The sequence below is a fragment of the uncultured Roseobacter sp. genome (assembly GCF_947492555.1).
Classification (GTDB): domain Bacteria; phylum Pseudomonadota; class Alphaproteobacteria; order Rhodobacterales; family Rhodobacteraceae; genus Roseobacter.
In genome coordinates this window covers 1,136,115-1,155,174 of sequence record NZ_CANLNE010000002.1, presented here as the reverse complement: position 1 = coordinate 1,155,174, position 19,060 = coordinate 1,136,115, and the positions used below count along the sequence as shown (strand labels likewise).

Genomic DNA, 19,060 nt, shown 5'->3' with positions numbered 1-19,060 from the left:
ATCATTAACTTGACGTTATTTGTGATCACACGAGAACAGCGTGTGATCACATTATGGCAGATGGCTGAGCTGTCGCGTGGTCTCGCGCTGTAATTTGCGCTTGATCTGTGCAGGATAATCCTCGAACCCGTCAGCGGTGATCACGAATGCGCCGTCGCCCAGGATCAGGTTTTCATAAAACCAGCCGGTCAGGTCGCCTTCATCGGTCTCGATCGCCAGCGCATTCACCGTCACGCCCATGGCCGAGAGCGCAGGATGTCGGGTCAGGGGCAACACACCTTCGTTGGAAATGCCGTCGCCGGAAACATCCACGACCTTGCGGGTACACTCCGGCACCTCGATCAGGGCGGCCTCAGCCGCGACAAGCGCTTCGCCGATGGCCGTGGAATAGTTGCGCCACACACGCCGGTTCGTGGCGATGGCCTCCGCCAGCGCCGTCACGTCGGCATCGGTCCGGATCTGTGTCCAGGGCACGGTCTGCCGCTGGCGGGAAGAGCCGGTCCACTGGATCAGCGTGACCTGCGCCTCCTGCTCGATCAGTGCATCGACAACGGTGCCGTCGCGCAGCGCCGCGGCCAGCCCCTGCATCTGGATGTCATATTCGCGGCTGTCGACGGATCCCGATACATCAACGGCGAGCACCAGCGCCAGCTGGCAGGCAAGAGCGCCCTGCCCGCCGAGCATCATCATCGCCAGAAAGGAGATCAGCCGTTTCATTGGGCCAGACTACGCAAACTGGCCGCCAATCCCAGATCATTTTTCTAAGGGGCCTCAGAATTCCGCCAGTGCGCGCAGATAACTATCCAATTCACTGCAAATGATGATCTCGCGTGTTCCCGGATCATAAAAGCCGTTGGCCTCGCCACAGACCTCTGCCCGGAGGATCAGAGTCTCTGGTAGATCAAAGTCTTCGTTCAGCGCGCGGACCTCATCAACCATCAGCTGGCCAATCAGCGTGTCATCCGTGCTCTGGAGTACCATCGATACGCCGGGTTCTTCCGCCGTGATCCCGTCCAGCACCGGACCCCAGCTGTCATAAGCAAGCTCGAACTCCTCAACGCAGGTTTCCGCCCGCTCCTCCGGCAAATCCAGTTCGATTGCCAGCGCCTCGCGGGCCTCTGGATTGGCACCATAAAAAAGGCAAACCATCGTGTAATAGCGCTGCAGATCGGGGCCGTGCACATCCCAAGGCGCGGGCTCGTTCCCTTCCGCCTCTCCGAGGAAACCAAAAGCCGCATCATAGATAATGCCCGCAGCGGCCTCTTCTTCGTAGAGGTCATGGATCAGCAGGACGCTAAGCACGTCTGCTGCGTCCTCCTCCTGACCGAAGACCGGCAGGTTCAGGATGTCGATCAGGGCGTGGCCAAGTTCGTGGTAGAGAATGGCCAGCACGTTCGCCGCCACGAAATCATCCTCGCGCGATTGCGCGGCAGCCGACGTGGCCGCTACGGCCGCCAGCACCCCTGCCAAAATTGTCCGCCTCACCATCGCCTGTCCCTTCCTTTGCGGTTTCTACGTCGGAATCAACGCCCAGTAGTCCAGATCGAGCAGAACATCGGACAGATACTTCCCATCCTCGCCTTTCAGCCTGAAGGGATCACCGCCCTTGGTCGCCACCAGCCGCAGGCGCAGTGCGCCGACACCCGGCGCGGATGTCTCTGCCTTGTCCAGCACTTCGGACCACGCGCGAATGGTGTCGCCAGCAAGACAGGGATTGGCATGCGCGCCCCCGTTCAGCCCCACCACCATCTGCGCATTGGCCAGCCCATTGAAGCTGAGCGCGCGCGCCATAGAAATCACGTGACCGCCGTAGATCAGGCGGGACCCGTCGGGCCGGGCAGAGGTATCGAAATGCACCTTGGCGGTGTTCTGCCAGAGCCGCGTCGCCATCATGTGTTCCGCCTCTTCGACGGTCACACCATCCACGTGGTCGATCTGCTCGCCGACGGTATAGTCACCCCAGCGGTGTGGCTCACCCGCCAGCGTGCAATCGTAGTTGGTAAAATCGAGGCCCTTCGGGATCACCAGATCCTCTGCCGCCACGGCCTTGGGCAGATCGGGTACTACCGTCTCCGGCGCGGGCGCATCCGTGTCGCGTTTGCGCACCATCACCCAGCGCACGTATTCCAAGACGGTCTCATCATGCTGGTTGAGGCCGGTGGTGCGCACCCAGACCACACCGGTCTTGCCGTTGGAGTTCTGCTTGACCCCGATTACCTCGGAGACCGAGCGCAGCGTGTCCCCGGGCCAGACCGGCGTGATCCAGCGACCCTGGGCATATCCGAGGTTGGCCACGGCGTTCAGCGACACATCCGGCACGGTCTTGCCGAAGACCACGTGGAAGGCGATCATGTCGTCAAGCGGGCTGAACGGCAGCCCGCAGCTTTGCGCAAACTGATCCGAGGAATAGAGCGCGTGACGCGCGGGGTAGAGCATGTGGTAGAGCGCCCGCTCGCCCATCTTGACAGTGCGCGGCACCGCGTGATGGATCATCTGGCCGACAGCATAGTCTTCGAAGAACCGGCCCGCGTTGGTCTTCACCCCCATCACTGCGCCCCCAGCTTGATGTCGGGCGTGTAGGTCCCGTCCACCTCTTTCACCACCGCCTGTCCGCAGCGCATGACACCTGCAGCATGGTCCCAGGTTTGCGTTGGGCTGCCGTGCAAATCCCACCCTTTGTTCAACGCCTCTGTTACCTTGTGGCAGAAGGCCGATGTGTCCTCCTCAGAGAGGAAGCGGTAGAGTTTCATGAGCTATCTCCGAAGATCAGACAGGAAAGGGCCAGACGCCGAGCCAGATGTGAATGCCGGCGACGAGTGCGAAGAGGACAAGCGAAATGACGGCCAGACGCACATAGGTCGCGGTGCCCGCGGGTTCTGGTGCCGTCCAATCCGGCTCGGCGCGGTTGATCAGGACCACTTGACCCACGGCCCAAGCCAGCAGGCCGCCAAAGAGCAGAATGGATGCGAGATCGCCGTTGGCCAATAGATGCGCCGTCGCCCAAATCTTGAACCCGGTGAGTTGCGGGTGGCGGATTTTATAGGCAGGCCAGGCTTTCGCCCCTTTCGCCGCGCTGGAGCCATAGACCCAGAACGCCAGCAGCATCAGTGTGTTATTGACATGCACCATGAAAGCAGGCGGCTGCCAGACGGGGATGAAATCCGCCGCGCGGTAACCGATGATCATCAGAATGAGCCCGGCGACAATGCCCAGCGCGACAAGGCCCTTGCCCGGCGCGCCAAGGGCCGCGCGCTGATCCGGGGCTAGTCGTTTGAAGTAGTGAACAAGGGTCCAAAGGACCAATCCGGCGATGAGAAGTGTCATTGGCTTACCCCGCGTTGAGAGCTGCTATCGCGTCCATCTTTGCCAGTGTTTCGCGTGCAGTTGCAACATGCAGATTTTCGACGATGCGCCCGTCGACCACGGCGACCGCCTGACCGCTGGCAATCGCCTCCTCATAGGCGGCAATCTGGCGACGGGCGAGGTTCACGTCCTCCTCGGATGGGGAAAACGCCGCATTGGCGACGTCCAGCTGGGCCGGGTGGATCAGCGTCTTGCCATCAAACCCCATATCGCGACCCTGCGCGCATTCCGCCGCAAGACCGTCCGTATCGCGAAAGGCGTTGTAGACCCCGTCGATGATGGCCAGGCCGTACGCCTTTGCCGCAAGTAAACACAGGCCCAGCCCGGTCATCAGCGGCATGCGGTCTGCACGAAAACGCGTGCCCATATCCTTGGCGAGATCGTTTGTTCCCATAACCATGCCCTGCGACAGCGGATGGGCGGCAATCTCCGCGGCGCGCAGCATGCCCGCGGGCGTCTCCATCATTGCCCACAGCGGCAGATCGCCCGTGATCTCTGCCAATGCATCAAGCTCCGCAGGCCCATTTACCTTGGGCAGCAACACTGCATCTGCCCTCATCGACAGAACCGCTCGCGCATCCTCTGCCCCCCATTCGGTTCCCAGGTCGTTGATGCGCACGATCTTCATGCGCGCACCATAACCGCCGTCGGAAAGCGCCTGCGCCAGCGTGCTGCGCGCGGTCGATTTTTCGTCCGGTGCCACCGCGTCTTCAAGATCGAATATAATGGCATCCGCAGACAAGCTCCGGGCTTTTTCCAGTGCCCGAGGTTTTGAACCGGGAATGTAGAGAACAGAACGTAAAGGGCGTTGAGAGACAGTCATCGGCAAGGGTCCACGCAAGCAAGCAGGTCACAAAATTGCGCGGAATGGGGCATTTTTTGAAAGAAACTGCAAGCAAATTTGTGCCGCAATGCAGCAAATTTCAAATTCAATCTATATCCGTACGGCGGGTTAACCATTATTTCAGCCCTAAAGCGGATGGTGTTTGCGTCGGATATCTCGGCAAAGCACTGCTACGGCCTGGCCGCTGGACGCAACTGAGTTCGTGATATCGCCGGCATTTATCTTGAACCGGGGCCGCCCGGTCATCACCGGTAAAACCGGTTGGGCCAGATGACAGCGGGTGCCGCCTTTGACATGAAGGCAGACACATTATGACACGCATATCCAAGATGCTGCATTTGGGCGCGCTCAGCGCGGCAGCCGCACTTTACATTGCTTCCACAACAGATGCTGCAGCGCAAAATGCGCGGAATTGCGCACCACGCGACGCCGTTGTTGACCGGCTTGCCGAGGGCTACGGCGAATCCCGCCAATCCATGGGTCTGGGTGCCAACAACGCGGTGATCGAGGTTTTTGCTTCCGATGAAACCGGCACATGGACAATTACGGTCACCACGCCCAACGGGCTGACATGTCTCGTTGCGTCTGGACAGTCCTATGAAACACTTGCTGAGGCGTTGCCCGCCAAAGGCAACGACGCCTGAGCTACAATGGTGGGCCAGCGGCCCACCTGGCAGACATTGCCAAAACTCGAGCGCCTTTGGCGCGGGCCTACGCCCGCCGGCCGCTCAGGTTAGACCATCCCAGATCAGTTTGATCCCGGTCAGGGTTAACAGCACATAAGTAAGACCAAAGAACAGCTGCTCCGGCACCAGCCGATGGGCGCGCACCCCCAGCCAGGCGCCAAGCAGGGCAAAGGGTGCCAGCACGAGATTTGCCACCCCCGTCTCCAGCGTGAACATCCCTAGAAATGCGTAAGGGATGAATTTGGCGATATTGATCACCCAGAAAACAAGCACAGTTGTCGCCTGGTACTGGGTTTTCGTCAGCTTCATGGAAAGCAGATACACCGCAGCTGGCGGCCCGCCTGCGTGGCTGACAAAGCTTGTGAAGCCGGCCACCAGCCCGGCAAAGCCCCCTGCCCAAGACGGAAGTCTGCGTGCCGACCGCGCCATCAATTTCGGGGCGAGGCCCACCTGCCACAGGACGAAGGCGATGGAAATCGCACCGATCAGAACTCGGAGTACATCAGGTTCTGCGATCCTGTAGAGTGCAGCGCCCAGCGCCACACCCGGCATCCCCCCAAGGATCAACAGCAACGCCGCTTGTCCGTCCCATTTGCGCCAGTATGGGCGCAGGGAAGCGACGTCGATCAGCATCAAGAGCGGAAGCATAACGCCCAGCGCCAGCCCCGGTTCGACCACAAGTGCCAGTATACTCGCAGCGGCAAACGCCGCACCGGACCCGAACCCACCTTTGGAAATACCTGCAAAGATAACAGCCGGGCCTGCTACTGCAAAAAACATCCAATCCAGTGTGAGCACTCCGCCGCCTTTCCTATGATGCCCTGCGCAATCGATGAGCACCCTGCCACCGGTACGTGCACAAAGATGCGCGATTCGGCACGCACAGATCACGACAGCGCCGGGCCGAACACAACCACGCAAGTGAACTTGCGCAAGCGGGCGTTAATGGGTAGCAGAGGGCGCAACTTCAACCCAATGCGGAGCATATTCCATGGCAAGACCCAAAATCGCGCTGATCGGCGCTGGTCAAATCGGCGGCACACTTGCCCATCTGGCAGCGCTGAAGGAACTGGGCGACGTTGTCCTTTTTGATATTGCCGAAGGCGTCCCGGAAGGCAAAGCGCTCGACATCGCGGAGAGCGGCCCCTCTGCCAAGTTCGACGCCACCATGTCCGGCACACAGACCTATGAAGACATTGCGGGCGCTGACGTCTGCATTGTGACCGCTGGCGTGGCTCGTAAGCCGGGCATGAGCCGCGATGATCTGCTGGGCATCAACCTGAAGGTCATGAAATCTGTTGGCGAAGGCATCCGCGATCACGCGCCGAATGCCTTTGTCATCTGCATCACCAATCCGCTCGATGCGATGGTCTGGGCGTTGCGCGAATTCTCCGGCCTGCCGCATGAGAAGGTTTGCGGCATGGCGGGTGTGCTGGACTCTGCGCGTTTCCGCCATTTTCTGGCGTCCGAATTCGACGTCTCGATGAAGGATGTCACCGCCTTTGTGCTGGGCGGGCACGGCGACACGATGGTTCCACTCGTGCGGTATTCGACCGTCGCCGGGATTCCACTGCCCGATCTGGTGAAAATGGGGTGGACCACGCAGGAAAAGCTTGACGCCATCGTGCAGCGCACCCGTGACGGCGGTGCCGAGATCGTCGGCTTGTTGAAAACTGGCTCCGCCTTCTACGCGCCAGCGACCTCGGCGATTGAAATGGCCGAAAGCTATCTGAAGGATCAGAAACGTGTTCTGCCATGTGCGGCCTACGTCAGCGGCGCTTACGGCCTGAAAGGCTTCTACGTCGGCGTTCCGACCGTGATCGGCGCGGGCGGTGTCGAGCGCATTGTCGAGATTTCGATGAACAAGGACGAACAGGCCATGTTCGACAATTCGGTAAAAGCGGTCAAAGGCCTGGTGGAAGCCTGCAAGGGCATCGACGGCAGCCTGTCCTGACCTTTTCCGAACAAGGATGATTGCGAAAGAGCCCGTTCCGCCGGGCTCTTTTTTTGGCCGCGTCCATGAGGCGTCAGCTTGACTTTGCGCCGCGGGTCTGTTCATTGACGCCATGTCAAGAGAGCGCCCCCTTACGCGAGAGCGGATTGTGAATGCCGCACTTGCCCTGCTCGGAAGCGAGCGGCGCGACGCCACGCGGCTGTCGGATATCGCCAAGAAGGCCGGCGTGAGCCGTCAGGCGATTTACCTGCATTTCGGCTCCCGCGCCGAAGTCCTGATCGCCGCAACCAAAGCGCTCGATGCGCAGCTTGATATGGACAGTCAATTGCAGGCCAGCCGCACCGCACCATCCGGACGCGTCAGGCTAGAGGCGTTTGTCCTTGCCTGGTGCAGCTACGTGCCGAAAATCTACCGTGTCGCGAAGCCACTCATGGACATGGCGGCCACGGATACCGAGGCCGCATCCGCCTGGTCACAACGCATGTCCGACATGCGTGAAGGGTGCGCGGCGGCTATCCAGGCGCTGCATGGGGACGGCGATCTGCCCGCAGGTCTGGACCCGGAAATTGCTACTGACCTGATGTGGTCCATGCTGTTGGTGACAACATGGGAAGATCTCGTCCTGCAGCGTGGCTGGACGCAATCGACCTATGAAAACGAGATGGTCGCCGCCTGCCAACGGCTCTTTGTCGCGTAACCCGAGCCCCCAAGCTGCGAATCCCTTGCATTATATGAAAATTGTTGCTCCAGCACATTTTGTGATCACAGCTCAAAATCCTGTGATCACAAAATGTCGATTTCTCACTTTGAAGCAATAATAAAGGTCAAAACGGGTTCCATCGTGGAAATTTCGGGTTTTATATCGGCGAAACGATCCGATCCAACAAAACGGGACCCTATCCATGAACATCCACGAATATCAGGCGAAAGCATTGTTGCGCAGCTATGGCGCGCCGGTCTCGGACGGTCGGGTGGTCCTGCGGGCGGAAGAGGCCAAAACAGCCGCCGGTGCGATGGACGGTCCGATGTGGGTGGTCAAGGCGCAGATCCATGCGGGCGGACGCGGCAAGGGCAGCTTCAAGGAACCGGACGCCGGTGACAAAGGCGGCGTGCGTCTGACCAAATCGGTGGAAGAGGCGGCGGAGGAAGCCAAGAAGATGCTGGGCCGCACGCTGGTCACACATCAGACCGGGCCAGCTGGCAAGCAGGTCAACCGCATTTACATCGAGGATGGCTCGGGCATCGAGACGGAGATGTATCTCGCCCTGCTGGTAGACCGCCAGACCAGTCGCGTCAGCTTTGTCTGCTCCACCGAAGGTGGCATGGACATCGAAGAAGTTGCCGCCGCGACGCCCGAAAAAATCCTGTCATTCAGCGTCGATCCGGCCTCGGGCTATCAGGCCTTTCACGGACGCCGCATCGCCTTTGCGCTGGGGCTGGAAGGCAAACAGATCAAGCAATGCGTCGGCCTGATGGGCCTGCTCTACAAGGCCTTCATGGAAAAAGACATGGAGATGCTGGAGATCAACCCGCTGATCGTGACCGACAGCGGCGATCTCAAGGTGCTGGACGCCAAAGTCAGCTTTGACGGCAACGCGATCTATCGCCACCCGGATGTGGCGGAGCTTCGCGACACCACCGAGGAGGACAGCAAGGAGCTGGAGGCCTCGAAATACGATCTGAACTACATCGCGCTCGACGGCGAGATCGGCTGCATGGTGAATGGCGCGGGCCTTGCTATGGCGACGATGGATATCATCAAGCTCTACGGGGCCGAGCCTGCCAACTTCCTCGACGTGGGCGGCGGGGCGACCAAGGAAAAGGTCACCGAGGCCTTCAAGATCATCACCTCCGACCCGAACGTCAAAGGCATCCTGGTCAACATCTTCGGCGGCATCATGCGCTGCGATGTCATCGCCGAAGGCGTGGTGGCCGCGGTGAAGGAGGTGGGTCTGCAGGTGCCGCTGGTGGTGCGGCTCGAAGGCACCAACGTGCAGCAGGGCAAGGACATCATCAACAATTCCGATGTCGACGTGATTGCCGCCGATGACCTCAAGGACGGCGCGCAGAAGATCGTGAAAGCCGTCAAGGGCTGACCCGGTGCACAGGCTTTTCCGCGGGATCGTGACTGGCGCCTTCGTTGCGCTGGCGGGCTGTACGACTGTACAGCCTTTCGATCCCGTTGCGGACAAGCTGAGCAGTTCCGATCTCACGCTGGCGACCCAGACATTTCGCGAGATCTGCCTCGACACACTGCCCGATTTTTCACAGGTGAACGCCGTGGCGACCGCGCGGGAATTCGAACCCCTGAGCATCCCCGGACAGGGGCGTTTCGCAGCGCAGACGTATCGGACAAATCTGAAATCGGTGATCGCGCTCACCGCGCGTTTTGACGAAAGCACGCCGGTCTGTGGCGTGGCCTTCCTGGGTCCTGACGATGACAAGCGGGTTCAGGAAGCATTTGTTGCGACAACAACACGCGCCCTGGGGGGCCAGCCCCGGGCGAAGCTGCGCGCATCGCAAGATGATGCGGCTTATCATCTGCGCAATCAGAGCACGATGATCTTTGAGGCGCGCGCCAAAAGCGACGGAGCAAGCCACTACGTTTATCTGACACCACCGGTCTCCCGGGAAGAAGCAGAGAGGATTGTCGCGCCGTGACAGCAGGCATGGGACAATCGGGAAAGGCTTTCCGCCTGGTGTCGGGCAGTTCCGTGCTGGCGGGATGCCTGATGCTTACTGCCTGCTCGGCGCAGGGCGTCTCCTCTGACACTGCCGAGTTGCGCAACATGTGGCGGGCGAACCTTGTGCCCAAGTCAAGCCCGGCCCTGATGGTCAGCGCCTTTGACCGCTTTTGCGCGCAGGGTCCGCGCGACGATGCGACCCTGCGGGCGGCGGGCTATGTGGCCCTGCCGAAACGCAGCCCCGGTGCACGTGCCTATGTAATCGATGATCGCCGCCCGGCGGTAGCCGTCTCGGACGGAATGTGCGTCGTGCAGGCGGAATCGCGCACCGGCCAGACCGCGCGGTTTCAGAACTACGTGGCCGCCACCTACCCCGGAGCCCGCCCGATTGACCCCGCCTCCCTTGGCAGGAACATCGAACAGGCGTGGTCCCTGCCCACTGATCCCCCATCGCTCATTGCCACGGAACGTACGGTCAGCCTGGGCTGGTACCGCTATGCGCTGATCTTTTTCAGGCCGGAGGCGACATGATCCGCGCCTTGGTCATCTCCGCCGTGTTGGCGACGCCCGCAGCCGCCGGGACCGTTGCCGAACAGGCAATCGCCACGTTCAACGCGGTCTGTTTCAAGGCGGGGCAGACCGCTGACCAGGCGCGCAGCCGCATGGAGGCCCGCGATGGCACGCCGCTGCCCTACACGCTGACCTTCTGGGACAGGTCGCTGGCACCCGCGCCACAGGCCCCGACCCGGATCGAGCGCCGCTGCGAAGTGAGCTTTGCCGGCGATCATACAGAGGCAGCCATTGCCGCCTTGCGCACCCAGATGGCCCGCCCGCCGGTGTTCGGCTTCAGGATCGACCTGCCGGAAACGCATGCGCCCCAGACGGGCACCGCGCTGATCGAGGGGCGTGAATTGCTGCGCGGACGCATCGCGGTGGTGCATGTCGGCCTGCGGGAGGGTGAGACCTTCATCGGCGTGGACCGCCTGCCCGACGGATGGGAGGACAGCTGAGATGCTCGACACCGGCCCGCGCCCCTGCCCCTGTTGCACCGCCACCGACACCGAGCCATGGGACCGGTATTCGCCGGATGACTGGCAGGTCGTACGCTGCATCACCTGCGACATGACCTATCTGCGCAATCCCGTCGCCTATGAGGCACTGGAAGAGGATTTCGCCTGGGAAAAGACCTACGAGGCAAAGAAGGACGTCTCCAAGGGGTCTACCGCACTCAGCCCCGGCATCCGGTCGCTGCGCAAGAAGCTGGGCCTGACCCACCGCGACAAACACGACATGTACCGCACCTGGTTCAATGATGGCCACGTGCTGGATATCGGCTGTGGTCTGGGCGCGCGCGTGCGCCCGCCGATGACGCCTTACGGGATCGAATTGTCCAAGGCACTTCACGCCCATGCGGATGCCTATATGCGTTCGCACGGCGGGTTCTGCGCCCATGGTGCGGGCGCGGAGGCGATCTGGGAGTTCGACGAGAGACAGTTCGACGGCATCATCATGAACTCCTACCTGGAGCATGAAACCGAGGCGATGGCGGTGCTGAAAGGCGCGCACCGGGCGCTGAAGAACGACGGCGCGGTCTATGTCCGCGTGCCCAATTTCGGCTCGCTCAACCGCCGGGTCATCGGGGCCAACTGGTGCGGCTTCCGCTATCCCGATCACGTCAATTACTTCACGCTCGCGACGCTCACGGACATCGCGCGCCGCGCTGGCTTCACCACGCAGCTGGTCAACAGGATCGCGCTGCCCGTAGACGACAACATCACCGTGCTTTTGCACAAGGCAGGCACGCAATGATGCTCTGCCCCTCTCTCATCCGGACCTTGAAATACCAAAAAGGGAACCAAAATGGCCGTACTTATTGACGAACACACCAAGGTGATCTGCCAGGGCCTCACCGGCTCGCAGGGCACGTTCCACACCGAGCAGGCCATTGCATATGGTACAAAGATGGTCGGCGGCGTGACCCCCGGCAAGGGTGGCCAGACGCATCTGGATTTGCCGGTGTTCAACTCCGTGCATGAGGCGAAAGCCAAAACCGAGGCGAATGCCAGCGTAATCTACGTGCCGCCGCCCTTTGCCGCGGATTCGATCCTCGAGGCCATCGATGCGGAGATGGAACTCATCGTCTGCATCACCGAAGGCATCCCGGTTCTGGACATGATGAAGGTGCAGCGCGCGCTGGAAGGGTCCAAATCCCGACTGGTCGGACCGAATTGTCCCGGGGTGATCACACCCGATGCCTGCAAGATCGGCATCATGCCCGGACATATCCACAAACGCGGATCCTGCGGCGTGGTCTCGCGGTCGGGCACGCTGACCTATGAGGCGGTGAAGCAAACGACCGATCTGGGCTATGGCCAATCCACGGCCGTGGGCATCGGCGGTGACCCGATCAAGGGCACCGAGCACATTGACGTTTTGGAAATGTTTCTGGCCGATGACGAGACGCAGAGCATTATCATGATTGGTGAAATCGGCGGCAGCGCCGAAGAGGATGCCGCGCAGTTCCTTGCCGATGAGAAGAAAAAAGGCCGCTGGAAGCCCACGGCGGGCTTCATCGCGGGCCGCACCGCCCCTCCGGGCCGCCGCATGGGCCACGCGGGCGCGATTGTCGCCGGTGGCAAGGGCGGTGCCGAGGACAAGATCGAAGCCATGCGCGCCGCAGGCATCGTGGTTGCAGACAGCCCAGCGACGCTGGGCGAAGCCGTGAAAGAGGCGATTGAGAAGGGGTGAGCCGCGACCCGAGCATAAGCGAGGCGAAAGCGCCAGTGGCGCTTTCGAGCGGCGAACGGGCGGAGCCCAGGCCTTGTCCCTACATACGGGCGGCAAGGGCTCAATGGACCGTTACGCCATCCCGGCGAGCGGGGCCTCGGCCTATCATCAGCCGTCTTGCAGATGCACTGTGGGCAACCCCCGACCGCGGGCACGGGGCTGAAAGCCCCCGCTCGTCAAACCAAAGGTTTGCCTTCGGCAAAACGGGGCGCTCGGGGGCTACCCGGCGGTGCCGTTGGGCGGGGGATCGCGCAAGATGATCACCACTCAAAAAGACGCAAGGCAGTTGTTTTTTGATCTCGTTTCAAGACGAGGGCGGTTGCCTGCGGAAAGATTTAGAACAGCATATTTTGCCAATTTAGCCGCAATCGTCGTGATCGCTGCGCTGTCGCTTCTGGTTTCGCGCGAGATATCAACCATTCTAACCCTCGTGTGCGTGTTCCTAACCTTTTTTATTGCTGTAAATGTAGCGACGAAAAGGCATCGCGACACTCTTCCGTTGCACATTCCGCCGCCTGCACCCTTTCGCATATTGCCAGTTTTGCCTTTCCAAAGTGGCCCAGGTTTCTTTTGCGGCTTTGGACTGGCGCTGTTGGCGTATGCACTTCTTATATTACTCAATTTTGAACTTGATGAAGTTGCCTTACAATTTTGCGCCATGATCTTTGTTCTCGGCAGCACCGCCACTCTCGCCAGACGATTTCTCTGGGTGGCCCCATCCTATCCCCGCACCAACGAATACGGTCCCAACCCACATGAGGTAACCCCATGACCGAACACACCCCCAACGATCAGTTCCATGCCTCCTCCTTCATGCAGGGGCACAATGCGGAGTACCTCGAACAGATGTACGCGCGATACGCCAATGACCCCAATGCGGTGGATGACGCCTGGCGGGCCTTCTTCAAGGCGATGGGGGATGATGAGGTCTCGGTCAAAAAGGAGGCCACCGGCCCCTCCTGGGCGCGCACCGACTGGCCGCCGCAGCCGGGCGATGACCTGACCGCAGCGCTCACCGGCGAATGGGCGCCGGAAGCCGAGCTCAAAGGGGCAGACAAGAAAATCCGCGCCAAGGCGGCTGAGGCTGGCGTCGCCGTCACCGACGACCAGATCAAACGCGCTGTACTGGATTCCATCCGCGCGCTGATGATCATCCGTGCCTACCGCATCCGCGGCCATCTGGTGGCCGATCTCGACCCGCTGGGCATGCGCGAGAACACACCGCATCCAGAGCTGGACCCGAAATCCTATGGCTTCACCGAGGCCGACATGGACCGTCCGATCTTCATCGACAACGTGCTGGGGCTGGAGACCGCCTCGATGCGCGAAATCCTGTCGATTGTGAAACGCACCTACTGCGGCACCTTCGCGCTGCAGTACATGCACATCTCCAACCCCGAGGAGGCGGGCTGGCTCAAGGAGCGGATCGAGGGGTTCGGCAAAGAGGTGTCGTTTACCCGCGAAGGGCGCAAGGCAATCCTCGCCAAGCTGGTCGAGGCCGAGGGGTTCGAGAAATTCCTGCATGTGAAATACATGGGCACCAAGCGCTTTGGCCTTGATGGCGGCGAAAGCCTTGTCCCGGCGATGGAGCAGATCATCAAGCGCGGCGGCGCTCTGGGCGTCAAGGACATCGTGATCGGCATGCCGCACCGCGGGCGTTTGTCGGTGCTCGCCAATGTGATGGCCAAACCTTACAAAGCGATCTTCAACGAGTTCCAGGGCGGCAGTTTCAAGCCGGAGGATGTCGATGGATCGGGGGATGTGAAATACCACCTCGGCGCCTCCTCCGACCGGGAATTCGACGGTAATACAGTGCACCTGAGCCTCACGGCGAACCCCAGCCACCTTGAGGCCGTGAATCCTGTGGTACTGGGCAAGGCGCGCGCCAAACAAGATCAGAACAACGACCCCGAGCGCACGTCCTGCATGCCAATCCTGTTGCATGGTGACGCAGCCTTTGCGGGGCAAGGCGTGGTGGCTGAATGCTTTGCGCTGTCGGGTCTGCGCGGGCACAAGACGGGCGGCACCATGCATCTGGTCGTGAACAACCAGATCGGGTTCACCACCGCCCCGCACTTCAGCCGCTCCTCGCCCTACCCTACTGACAACGCGCTGGTGGTCGAGGCACCGATCTTCCACGTGAACGGGGATGATCCGGAGGCGGTTGTGCATGCGGCGAAAGTCGCCACCGAGTTCCGCCAGAAGTTCCACAAGGACGTGGTGATCGACATCTTCTGCTACCGCCGGTTCGGACACAACGAAGGCGACGAGCCGATGTTCACGAACCCGGTGATGTACAAAAAAATCAAGGGCCACAAAACCACCCTGAGCCTTTACACCGAGCGTCTGGTCAAGGACGGGCTGATCCCCGAAGGCGAGATCGAGGACATGAAGGCCGCTTTCCAGGCCTATCTGAGCGAGGAGTTTGAGGCTGGCAAGGAGTACCGCCCGAACAAGGCCGACTGGCTCGATGGCAAGTGGTCTCATCTCGACAAGCAGAAAACCCAATACCAGCGCGGGCGCACCGCAATTTCCAAGGCCGCGCTGATGGAAGTCGGCAAGGCGCTGACCACGGTTCCGGACGGGTTTCCCATACACAAAACCGTAGGTCGCCTCTTGGACTCCAAGAAACAGATGTTTGACAGTGGCGAAGGTATCGACTGGGCCACGGCCGAGGCGCTGGCCTTTGGTTCGCTACTGACCGAAGGATACCCAGTGCGACTGGCCGGTCAGGACAGCACCCGCGGCACCTTCTCGCAGCGGCACTCCGGGCTGGTGAACCAAAACACCGAGGAGCGCTACTATCCACTCAACAACATCAAACCAGGGCAGGCGCACTACGAGGTCATCGACTCGATGCTCAGCGAATATGCGGTGCTGGGCTTTGAGTACGGCTATTCGATGGCGGAACCCAATGCGCTGACGCTCTGGGAGGCGCAGTTTGGCGATTTCGCCAATGGTGCGCAGATCATGTTTGACCAGTTCATCTCCTCGGGTGAATCGAAATGGTTGCGCATGTCAGGGCTTGTCTGCCTGTTGCCGCATGGCTTCGAAGGGCAAGGACCGGAACACTCCTCCGCCCGGCTGGAACGGTTCCTGCAAATGTGCGGGCAGGACAACTGGATCGTGGCGAACTGCACCACGCCGGCGAATTATTTCCACCTCCTGCGGCGGCAGATCCACCGATCCTTCCGAAAGCCGTTGATCCTGATGACGCCAAAGTCGCTCTTGCGCCACAAACTGGCGATCAGCAAGGCGGAAGAATTCACCACCGGGTCGAGCTTTCACCGGTTGATCTGGGATGACGCGCAGCAGGGCAATTCAGACACCAAGCTGGTGGCTGACAACAAGATCAAGCGCGTGGTGATGTGTTCAGGCAAGGTCTATTACGATCTCCTGGAAGAACGCGACGCGCGTGGCATCGACGACATCTACCTGCTGCGCCTCGAACAGTTCTATCCCTTCCCCGCACAATCCGCGGTCAAGGAGCTGGAACGGTTCAAGCAGGCCGAGGTTGTCTGGTGCCAGGAAGAGCCCAAGAACCAGGGCGCCTGGACCTTCATCGAACCCAACATTGAATGGGTGCTGGGCCGCATAAAATCCAAGCACCCACGCCCGATCTATGCAGGCCGCGCCACGTCGGCCTCGCCTGCCACGGGTCTGGCCAGCCAGCACAAAGCACAACAAGCAGCGCTCGTGGACGATGCGTTGACGATCAAGAAATAAGCGCCGAAGGGAATAAGAGAAATGACCACCGAAGTTCGCGTCCCCACGCTGGGCGAATCCGTAACAGAGGCCACTGTGGCCACATGGTTCAAGAAACCCGGCGATAGTGTCGCCGTCGATGAAATGCTCTGCGAGCTGGAAACCGACAAAGTGACGGTGGAGGTGCCTTCACCCACCGCAGGCACGCTGGCCGAGATTGTCGCCGCAGAAGGGGAAACCGTTGGCGTGGACGCGCTGCTTGCCTCCATTTCTGAGGGAGAAGGCGCAGGTGCCGGGAGCGCTGCTCCCGCCGCTGCGCCGGCTGCGACCGCTGACGCGCCCGCAGCCACAGGCGGCACCGTCGACGTGATGGTACCAACGCTTGGCGAAAGCGTGACCGAAGCGACCGTCAGCACGTGGTTCAAGGCGGTTGGGGACACCGTGGCAGCCGACGAGATGCTGTGCGAGTTGGAAACTGACAAGGTTTCCGTGGAAGTGCCCGCCCCCGCTGCCGGAACACTGACCGAGATTCTGGCGCCCGAAGGCACCACGGTGGACGCGAGTGCAAAACTGGCCGTGATGACCCAAGGCGAAGGCGCGTCAGCGCCGACCACCCAGGCTCCGACCCCCACCGCCGCCGCAGCAGCACCTGCCAGCGACGGCAAGGACGTGGAAGACGCGCCTTCAGCCAAGAAAGCGATGGCCGAAGCGGGGCTGAGCCGCGATCAGGTCACCGGATCTGGCCGCGACGGGCGGGTCATGAAAGAAGACGTGACCGCCGCGATTGCCGCGGCCAGCACCGCACCTACTTCTGCTGCAGCCGCGCCGCGTGCGCCTGTGGCTGCGGATGATGCCGCCCGCGAGGAACGGGTTAAGATGACGCGCCTGCGCCAGACCATCGCCAAGCGCCTGAAGGACAGCCAGAATACCGCAGCCATGCTCACCACCTACAACGAGGTGGACATGACCGAGGTCATGGCGTTGCGCAATGAGTACAAAGACCTGTTCCTGAAAAAGCATGGGGTGAAGCTGGGCTTCATGTCTTTCTTCACCAAGGCCTGCTGCCACGCGCTGAAAGAGGTGCCCGAGGTCAATGCCGAGATTGATGGAACGGACATCGTTTACAAAAACTTTGTGCATATGGGTATCGCGGCGGGCACGCCCACGGGCCTCGTGGTGCCGGTCATTCGCGACGCCGATGCGATGAGCTTCCACGCGATTGAGCAGGCGATCGCCGAGAAAGGCGCGCGGGCGCGGGACGGCAAGCTCAGCATGGCCGAGATGCAGGGCGGCACCTTCACCATCTCTAACGGCGGGGTCTATGGCTCGCTGATGTCCTCGCCGATCCTGAACCCGCCGCAGTCGGGCATCCTCGGAATGCACAAGATCCAGGACCGCCCGATGGTCGTGAACGGCGAGATCGTGATCCGCCCGATGATGTATCTGGCGCTCTCGTATGACCACCGGATCGTCGACGGCAAGGGCGCTGTGACCTTCCTCGTCCGCGTGAAAGAGGCGCTGGAAGATCCGCGGCGTTTGTTGATGGATTTGTAACCATAAAACTGAGTGGTTTAACCACCATGGCAAGCCTTTCCGAACGCCAAAGAAGACATGGCCGGCTCGTGCAGTCCGATAAGTGGAAGAGGGCGCGTTTTTACTACGCTTGGCGCGGTCTTCTCTTTCTGTTTGGTTTCTTGCTGGTAGTCGGCGCCACTATTCCTGGCTGGGCTTTTACTGCAGGCATCACATCAGTGTTTTCGGGGCTATTCCTGGTTGTCTCATTCTGCATTGCGTATTGGTTCTCGAAACCAGTGTGGCTCGCGGCATTTGTGCGCCCCGAGAGAGACCGGTCTGTCCGCTCCGTACAGTTTTTCGGATTGTTCTGTGCAGCCGCTTACGCCGCGGAGAGTTGGAACTATTTGGATCCCACGCTGGCTCGATTGGTAATCGCGCTATCCGGTGGGGGCTTCTTTTTGGTACTAATGGTAGGTGCAGCGCGGGCTTTAGTGAATCCAACCGTTGGCTTACACATGCTAACACTGGCTCAAACCGCCAAAGCAGTGGACGTGGAAAGTGACAAGAGGCCTGCGATCCAACCACCGGACAAATAATTCACGAAGCTCCATCTTTCTCGCAACCAAACGCATTCCGCGTCGAGGAAACGCAATTTAACAAAAGAGCAGCTAGACATGACCGAAATCCAAATCCTCGCCCTCTACGGCCTTCTGGTCATCCTGACCCTGATCCTGCAGGCGACCGGCGGCCTCACGCAGCTCGGCATGGGCTACCTGCTGGGCTCCCGCGATGAGAACCGCACCGTCAAAGGCATCGCCGGGCGGCTCGAACGTGCGCTCAACAACTCCGTCACCGCCATGGTGCTCTTTGCCCCTGCCATTCTGCTGATCCACGTCACCGACAGCAGTACCAATGAAACGCTGCTCGCGGCACAGGCCTTTCTGATCGCGCGCCTCGTCTACCTGCCCTCCTACGCCTTCGGCATCGTCGGCCTGCGCAGTCTCGCGTGGACGGTTGGCATCGTGGCGACCATCGCGCTTTACCTGCTGGCACTGTGACGACCGAGCTCACCGTTCTGGCGCTCGCGGCGCTGTTGCAGGCCGTGCAATTCGTCCTGATGGCCGTGCCTGCCAATCTGGAACTGGCCCCCGGCCAGACCCTCAGCCCGCGCGACCGCGACCGCATGGGCGGCGACCTCGTCGACAAGCTTTCGCCCCGCACCGCCCGGCTCTACCGCGCGCTTACCAACCATTTCGAAGCGCTGATCCTCTTCACCATCGCCGTTCTGGTGGTAACGCTGGGCGCGCAATCCTCACCCCTCACCCAGACCTGTGCCTGGGTTTATCTGGGCGCCCGCATCCTCTACGTCCCGGCCTATGCCTTCGGTTGGGTGCCCTGGCGCTCGCTGATCTGGTTCGTGGGCTTCGGGGCGACCGTTCTGATGCTGCTTGCAGCTTTGGTCTAGGCGGGGCAACTATGGCGGGACCATTTTGCAAAAACCGACGTGATACAGACGTTACAT

At 60.8% G+C, this 19,060-nt stretch carries 21 protein-coding genes; 14 read left to right on the top strand and 7 right to left on the bottom strand.

Annotated features, from left to right (window positions below; all coding sequences use genetic code 11):
• Window positions 1–51: 51 nt before the first annotated feature.
• Genes Q1A07_RS12720 through Q1A07_RS12695 form a run of 6 tightly spaced genes read right to left on the bottom strand, consistent with a single transcriptional unit; the run spans window position 52 to window position 4,186 of the window.
• Window positions 52–717 (bottom strand): DUF1194 domain-containing protein, encoded by a 666-nt coding sequence (locus tag Q1A07_RS12720; protein ID WP_299781239.1) that lies wholly within the window; start codon window positions 715–717, stop codon window positions 52–54.
• A gap of 54 nt (window positions 718–771) precedes the next feature.
• Window positions 772–1,488: a DUF4344 domain-containing metallopeptidase gene (locus tag Q1A07_RS12715; RefSeq protein ID WP_299781237.1), complete on the bottom strand. Its 717-nt coding sequence runs from the start codon at window positions 1,486–1,488 to the stop codon at window positions 772–774.
• A 24-nt stretch (window positions 1,489–1,512) separates the two neighbouring features.
• The gene (locus tag Q1A07_RS12710; protein ID WP_299781235.1) at window positions 1,513–2,547 is read right to left on the bottom strand and encodes a MaoC family dehydratase; all 1,035 of its coding nucleotides are present in this window, start codon (window positions 2,545–2,547) and stop codon (window positions 1,513–1,515) included.
• On the bottom strand, window positions 2,547–2,750 hold the full coding sequence (locus Q1A07_RS12705) for a DUF1737 domain-containing protein (RefSeq protein ID WP_299781233.1): 204 nt from the start codon (window positions 2,748–2,750) through the stop codon (window positions 2,547–2,549). The genes Q1A07_RS12710 and Q1A07_RS12705 overlap by 1 nt, the downstream gene beginning before the upstream one ends.
• 16 nt (window positions 2,751–2,766) lie before the next feature.
• On the bottom strand, window positions 2,767–3,324 hold the full coding sequence (locus tag Q1A07_RS12700) for an NnrU family protein (RefSeq protein WP_299781231.1): 558 nt from the start codon (window positions 3,322–3,324) through the stop codon (window positions 2,767–2,769).
• Between the two features lie 4 nt (window positions 3,325–3,328).
• Complete coding sequence (locus Q1A07_RS12695) at window positions 3,329–4,186, bottom strand: CoA ester lyase (protein ID WP_299781229.1); 858 nt, start codon at window positions 4,184–4,186, stop codon at window positions 3,329–3,331.
• Between the two features lie 332 nt (window positions 4,187–4,518).
• On the opposite strand from Q1A07_RS12695, the gene Q1A07_RS12690 reads away from it, so the two are divergent.
• On the top strand, window positions 4,519–4,851 hold the full coding sequence (locus tag Q1A07_RS12690) for a hypothetical protein (RefSeq protein WP_195821741.1): 333 nt from the start codon (window positions 4,519–4,521) through the stop codon (window positions 4,849–4,851).
• Window positions 4,852–4,935: 84 nt separating this feature from the next.
• Here Q1A07_RS12690 and Q1A07_RS12685 read toward each other — a convergent pair whose 3' ends face one another.
• A complete protein-coding gene (locus Q1A07_RS12685) occupies window positions 4,936–5,691 on the bottom strand; it encodes a sulfite exporter TauE/SafE family protein (protein ID WP_299781226.1) in 756 nt (251 codons plus the stop codon).
• Window positions 5,692–5,884: 193 nt separating this feature from the next.
• Between Q1A07_RS12685 and mdh the strand changes: the two genes are divergently transcribed.
• From mdh to Q1A07_RS12620, 13 genes are all read left to right on the top strand, one after another.
• A complete protein-coding gene (gene mdh, locus Q1A07_RS12680) occupies window positions 5,885–6,847 on the top strand; it encodes a malate dehydrogenase (protein WP_299781224.1) in 963 nt (320 codons plus the stop codon).
• 112 nt (window positions 6,848–6,959) lie between these two features.
• Window positions 6,960–7,544, top strand: a complete 585-nt coding sequence (locus tag Q1A07_RS12675) for a TetR/AcrR family transcriptional regulator (RefSeq protein WP_299781222.1) — start codon at window positions 6,960–6,962, stop codon at window positions 7,542–7,544.
• A gap of 205 nt (window positions 7,545–7,749) precedes the next feature.
• The gene (gene sucC, locus Q1A07_RS12670; RefSeq protein WP_299781220.1) at window positions 7,750–8,943 is read left to right on the top strand and encodes an ADP-forming succinate--CoA ligase subunit beta; all 1,194 of its coding nucleotides are present in this window, start codon (window positions 7,750–7,752) and stop codon (window positions 8,941–8,943) included.
• A 4-nt stretch (window positions 8,944–8,947) separates the two neighbouring features.
• Window positions 8,948–9,508 (top strand): hypothetical protein, encoded by a 561-nt coding sequence (locus Q1A07_RS12665; RefSeq protein ID WP_299781218.1) that lies wholly within the window; start codon window positions 8,948–8,950, stop codon window positions 9,506–9,508.
• Between the two features lie 8 nt (window positions 9,509–9,516).
• The gene (locus Q1A07_RS12660; RefSeq protein WP_299781216.1) at window positions 9,517–10,062 is read left to right on the top strand and encodes a hypothetical protein; all 546 of its coding nucleotides are present in this window, start codon (window positions 9,517–9,519) and stop codon (window positions 10,060–10,062) included.
• Entirely contained in the window at window positions 10,059–10,541 is a 483-nt protein-coding gene (locus Q1A07_RS12655; protein WP_299781214.1) for a hypothetical protein, read from the top strand. Before Q1A07_RS12660 ends, Q1A07_RS12655 begins: the two co-directional genes overlap by 4 nt.
• A 1-nt stretch (window position 10,542) precedes the next feature.
• The gene (locus tag Q1A07_RS12650) at window positions 10,543–11,340 is read left to right on the top strand and encodes a class I SAM-dependent methyltransferase (protein ID WP_299781212.1); all 798 of its coding nucleotides are present in this window, start codon (window positions 10,543–10,545) and stop codon (window positions 11,338–11,340) included.
• 51 nt (window positions 11,341–11,391) lie between these two features.
• Window positions 11,392–12,279 carry a succinate--CoA ligase subunit alpha gene (gene sucD, locus Q1A07_RS12645; protein WP_299781210.1) on the top strand — a complete coding sequence of 296 codons (888 nt, stop codon included), beginning with the start codon at window positions 11,392–11,394 and terminating at the stop codon, window positions 12,277–12,279.
• Between the two features lie 295 nt (window positions 12,280–12,574).
• On the top strand, window positions 12,575–13,090 hold the full coding sequence (locus Q1A07_RS12640) for a hypothetical protein (protein ID WP_299781208.1): 516 nt from the start codon (window positions 12,575–12,577) through the stop codon (window positions 13,088–13,090).
• Window positions 13,087–16,044, top strand: coding sequence for a 2-oxoglutarate dehydrogenase E1 component (locus Q1A07_RS12635; RefSeq protein WP_299781206.1), 2,958 nt, complete (start codon window positions 13,087–13,089; stop codon window positions 16,042–16,044). The genes Q1A07_RS12640 and Q1A07_RS12635 overlap by 4 nt, the downstream gene beginning before the upstream one ends.
• Before the next feature lie 21 nt (window positions 16,045–16,065).
• A complete protein-coding gene (odhB, locus tag Q1A07_RS12630) occupies window positions 16,066–17,577 on the top strand; it encodes a 2-oxoglutarate dehydrogenase complex dihydrolipoyllysine-residue succinyltransferase (protein WP_299781204.1) in 1,512 nt (503 codons plus the stop codon).
• Between the two features lie 635 nt (window positions 17,578–18,212).
• A complete protein-coding gene (locus Q1A07_RS12625; protein WP_299781202.1) occupies window positions 18,213–18,596 on the top strand; it encodes an MAPEG family protein in 384 nt (127 codons plus the stop codon).
• A complete protein-coding gene (locus tag Q1A07_RS12620) occupies window positions 18,593–19,003 on the top strand; it encodes an MAPEG family protein (RefSeq protein ID WP_299781200.1) in 411 nt (136 codons plus the stop codon). The genes Q1A07_RS12625 and Q1A07_RS12620 overlap by 4 nt, the downstream gene beginning before the upstream one ends.
• The last annotated feature ends 57 nt before the right edge of the window (window positions 19,004–19,060 follow it).

Excerpts from the sequence above, each read along its gene's own strand:
- Q1A07_RS12650 (WP_299781212.1), top strand. The coding sequence starts at position 10,543 with ATGCTCGACACCGGCCCGCGCCCCTGCCCCTGTTGCACCGCCACCGAC.
- Q1A07_RS12700 (WP_299781231.1), bottom strand. The coding sequence starts at position 3,324 with ATGACACTTCTCATCGCCGGATTGGTCCTTTGGACCCTTGTTCACTAC.
- Q1A07_RS12640 (WP_299781208.1), top strand. The coding sequence starts at position 12,575 with ATGATCACCACTCAAAAAGACGCAAGGCAGTTGTTTTTTGATCTCGTT.
- sucD (WP_299781210.1), top strand. The coding sequence starts at position 11,392 with ATGGCCGTACTTATTGACGAACACACCAAGGTGATCTGCCAGGGCCTC.
- Q1A07_RS12720 (WP_299781239.1), bottom strand. The coding sequence starts at position 717 with ATGAAACGGCTGATCTCCTTTCTGGCGATGATGATGCTCGGCGGGCAG.
- mdh (WP_299781224.1), top strand. The coding sequence starts at position 5,885 with ATGGCAAGACCCAAAATCGCGCTGATCGGCGCTGGTCAAATCGGCGGC.
- Q1A07_RS12655 (WP_299781214.1), top strand. The coding sequence starts at position 10,059 with ATGATCCGCGCCTTGGTCATCTCCGCCGTGTTGGCGACGCCCGCAGCC.
- Q1A07_RS12710 (WP_299781235.1), bottom strand. The coding sequence starts at position 2,547 with ATGGGGGTGAAGACCAACGCGGGCCGGTTCTTCGAAGACTATGCTGTC.
- Q1A07_RS12690 (WP_195821741.1), top strand. The coding sequence starts at position 4,519 with ATGACACGCATATCCAAGATGCTGCATTTGGGCGCGCTCAGCGCGGCA.
- Q1A07_RS12635 (WP_299781206.1), top strand. The coding sequence starts at position 13,087 with ATGACCGAACACACCCCCAACGATCAGTTCCATGCCTCCTCCTTCATG.
- odhB (WP_299781204.1), top strand. The coding sequence starts at position 16,066 with ATGACCACCGAAGTTCGCGTCCCCACGCTGGGCGAATCCGTAACAGAG.
- Q1A07_RS12695 (WP_299781229.1), bottom strand. The coding sequence starts at position 4,186 with ATGACTGTCTCTCAACGCCCTTTACGTTCTGTTCTCTACATTCCCGGT.
- sucC (WP_299781220.1), top strand. The coding sequence starts at position 7,750 with ATGAACATCCACGAATATCAGGCGAAAGCATTGTTGCGCAGCTATGGC.
- Q1A07_RS12705 (WP_299781233.1), bottom strand. The coding sequence starts at position 2,750 with ATGAAACTCTACCGCTTCCTCTCTGAGGAGGACACATCGGCCTTCTGC.
- Q1A07_RS12675 (WP_299781222.1), top strand. The coding sequence starts at position 6,960 with ATGTCAAGAGAGCGCCCCCTTACGCGAGAGCGGATTGTGAATGCCGCA.
- Q1A07_RS12625 (WP_299781202.1), top strand. The coding sequence starts at position 18,213 with ATGACCGAAATCCAAATCCTCGCCCTCTACGGCCTTCTGGTCATCCTG.
- Q1A07_RS12715 (WP_299781237.1), bottom strand. The coding sequence starts at position 1,488 with ATGGTGAGGCGGACAATTTTGGCAGGGGTGCTGGCGGCCGTAGCGGCC.
- Q1A07_RS12660 (WP_299781216.1), top strand. The coding sequence starts at position 9,517 with ATGGGACAATCGGGAAAGGCTTTCCGCCTGGTGTCGGGCAGTTCCGTG.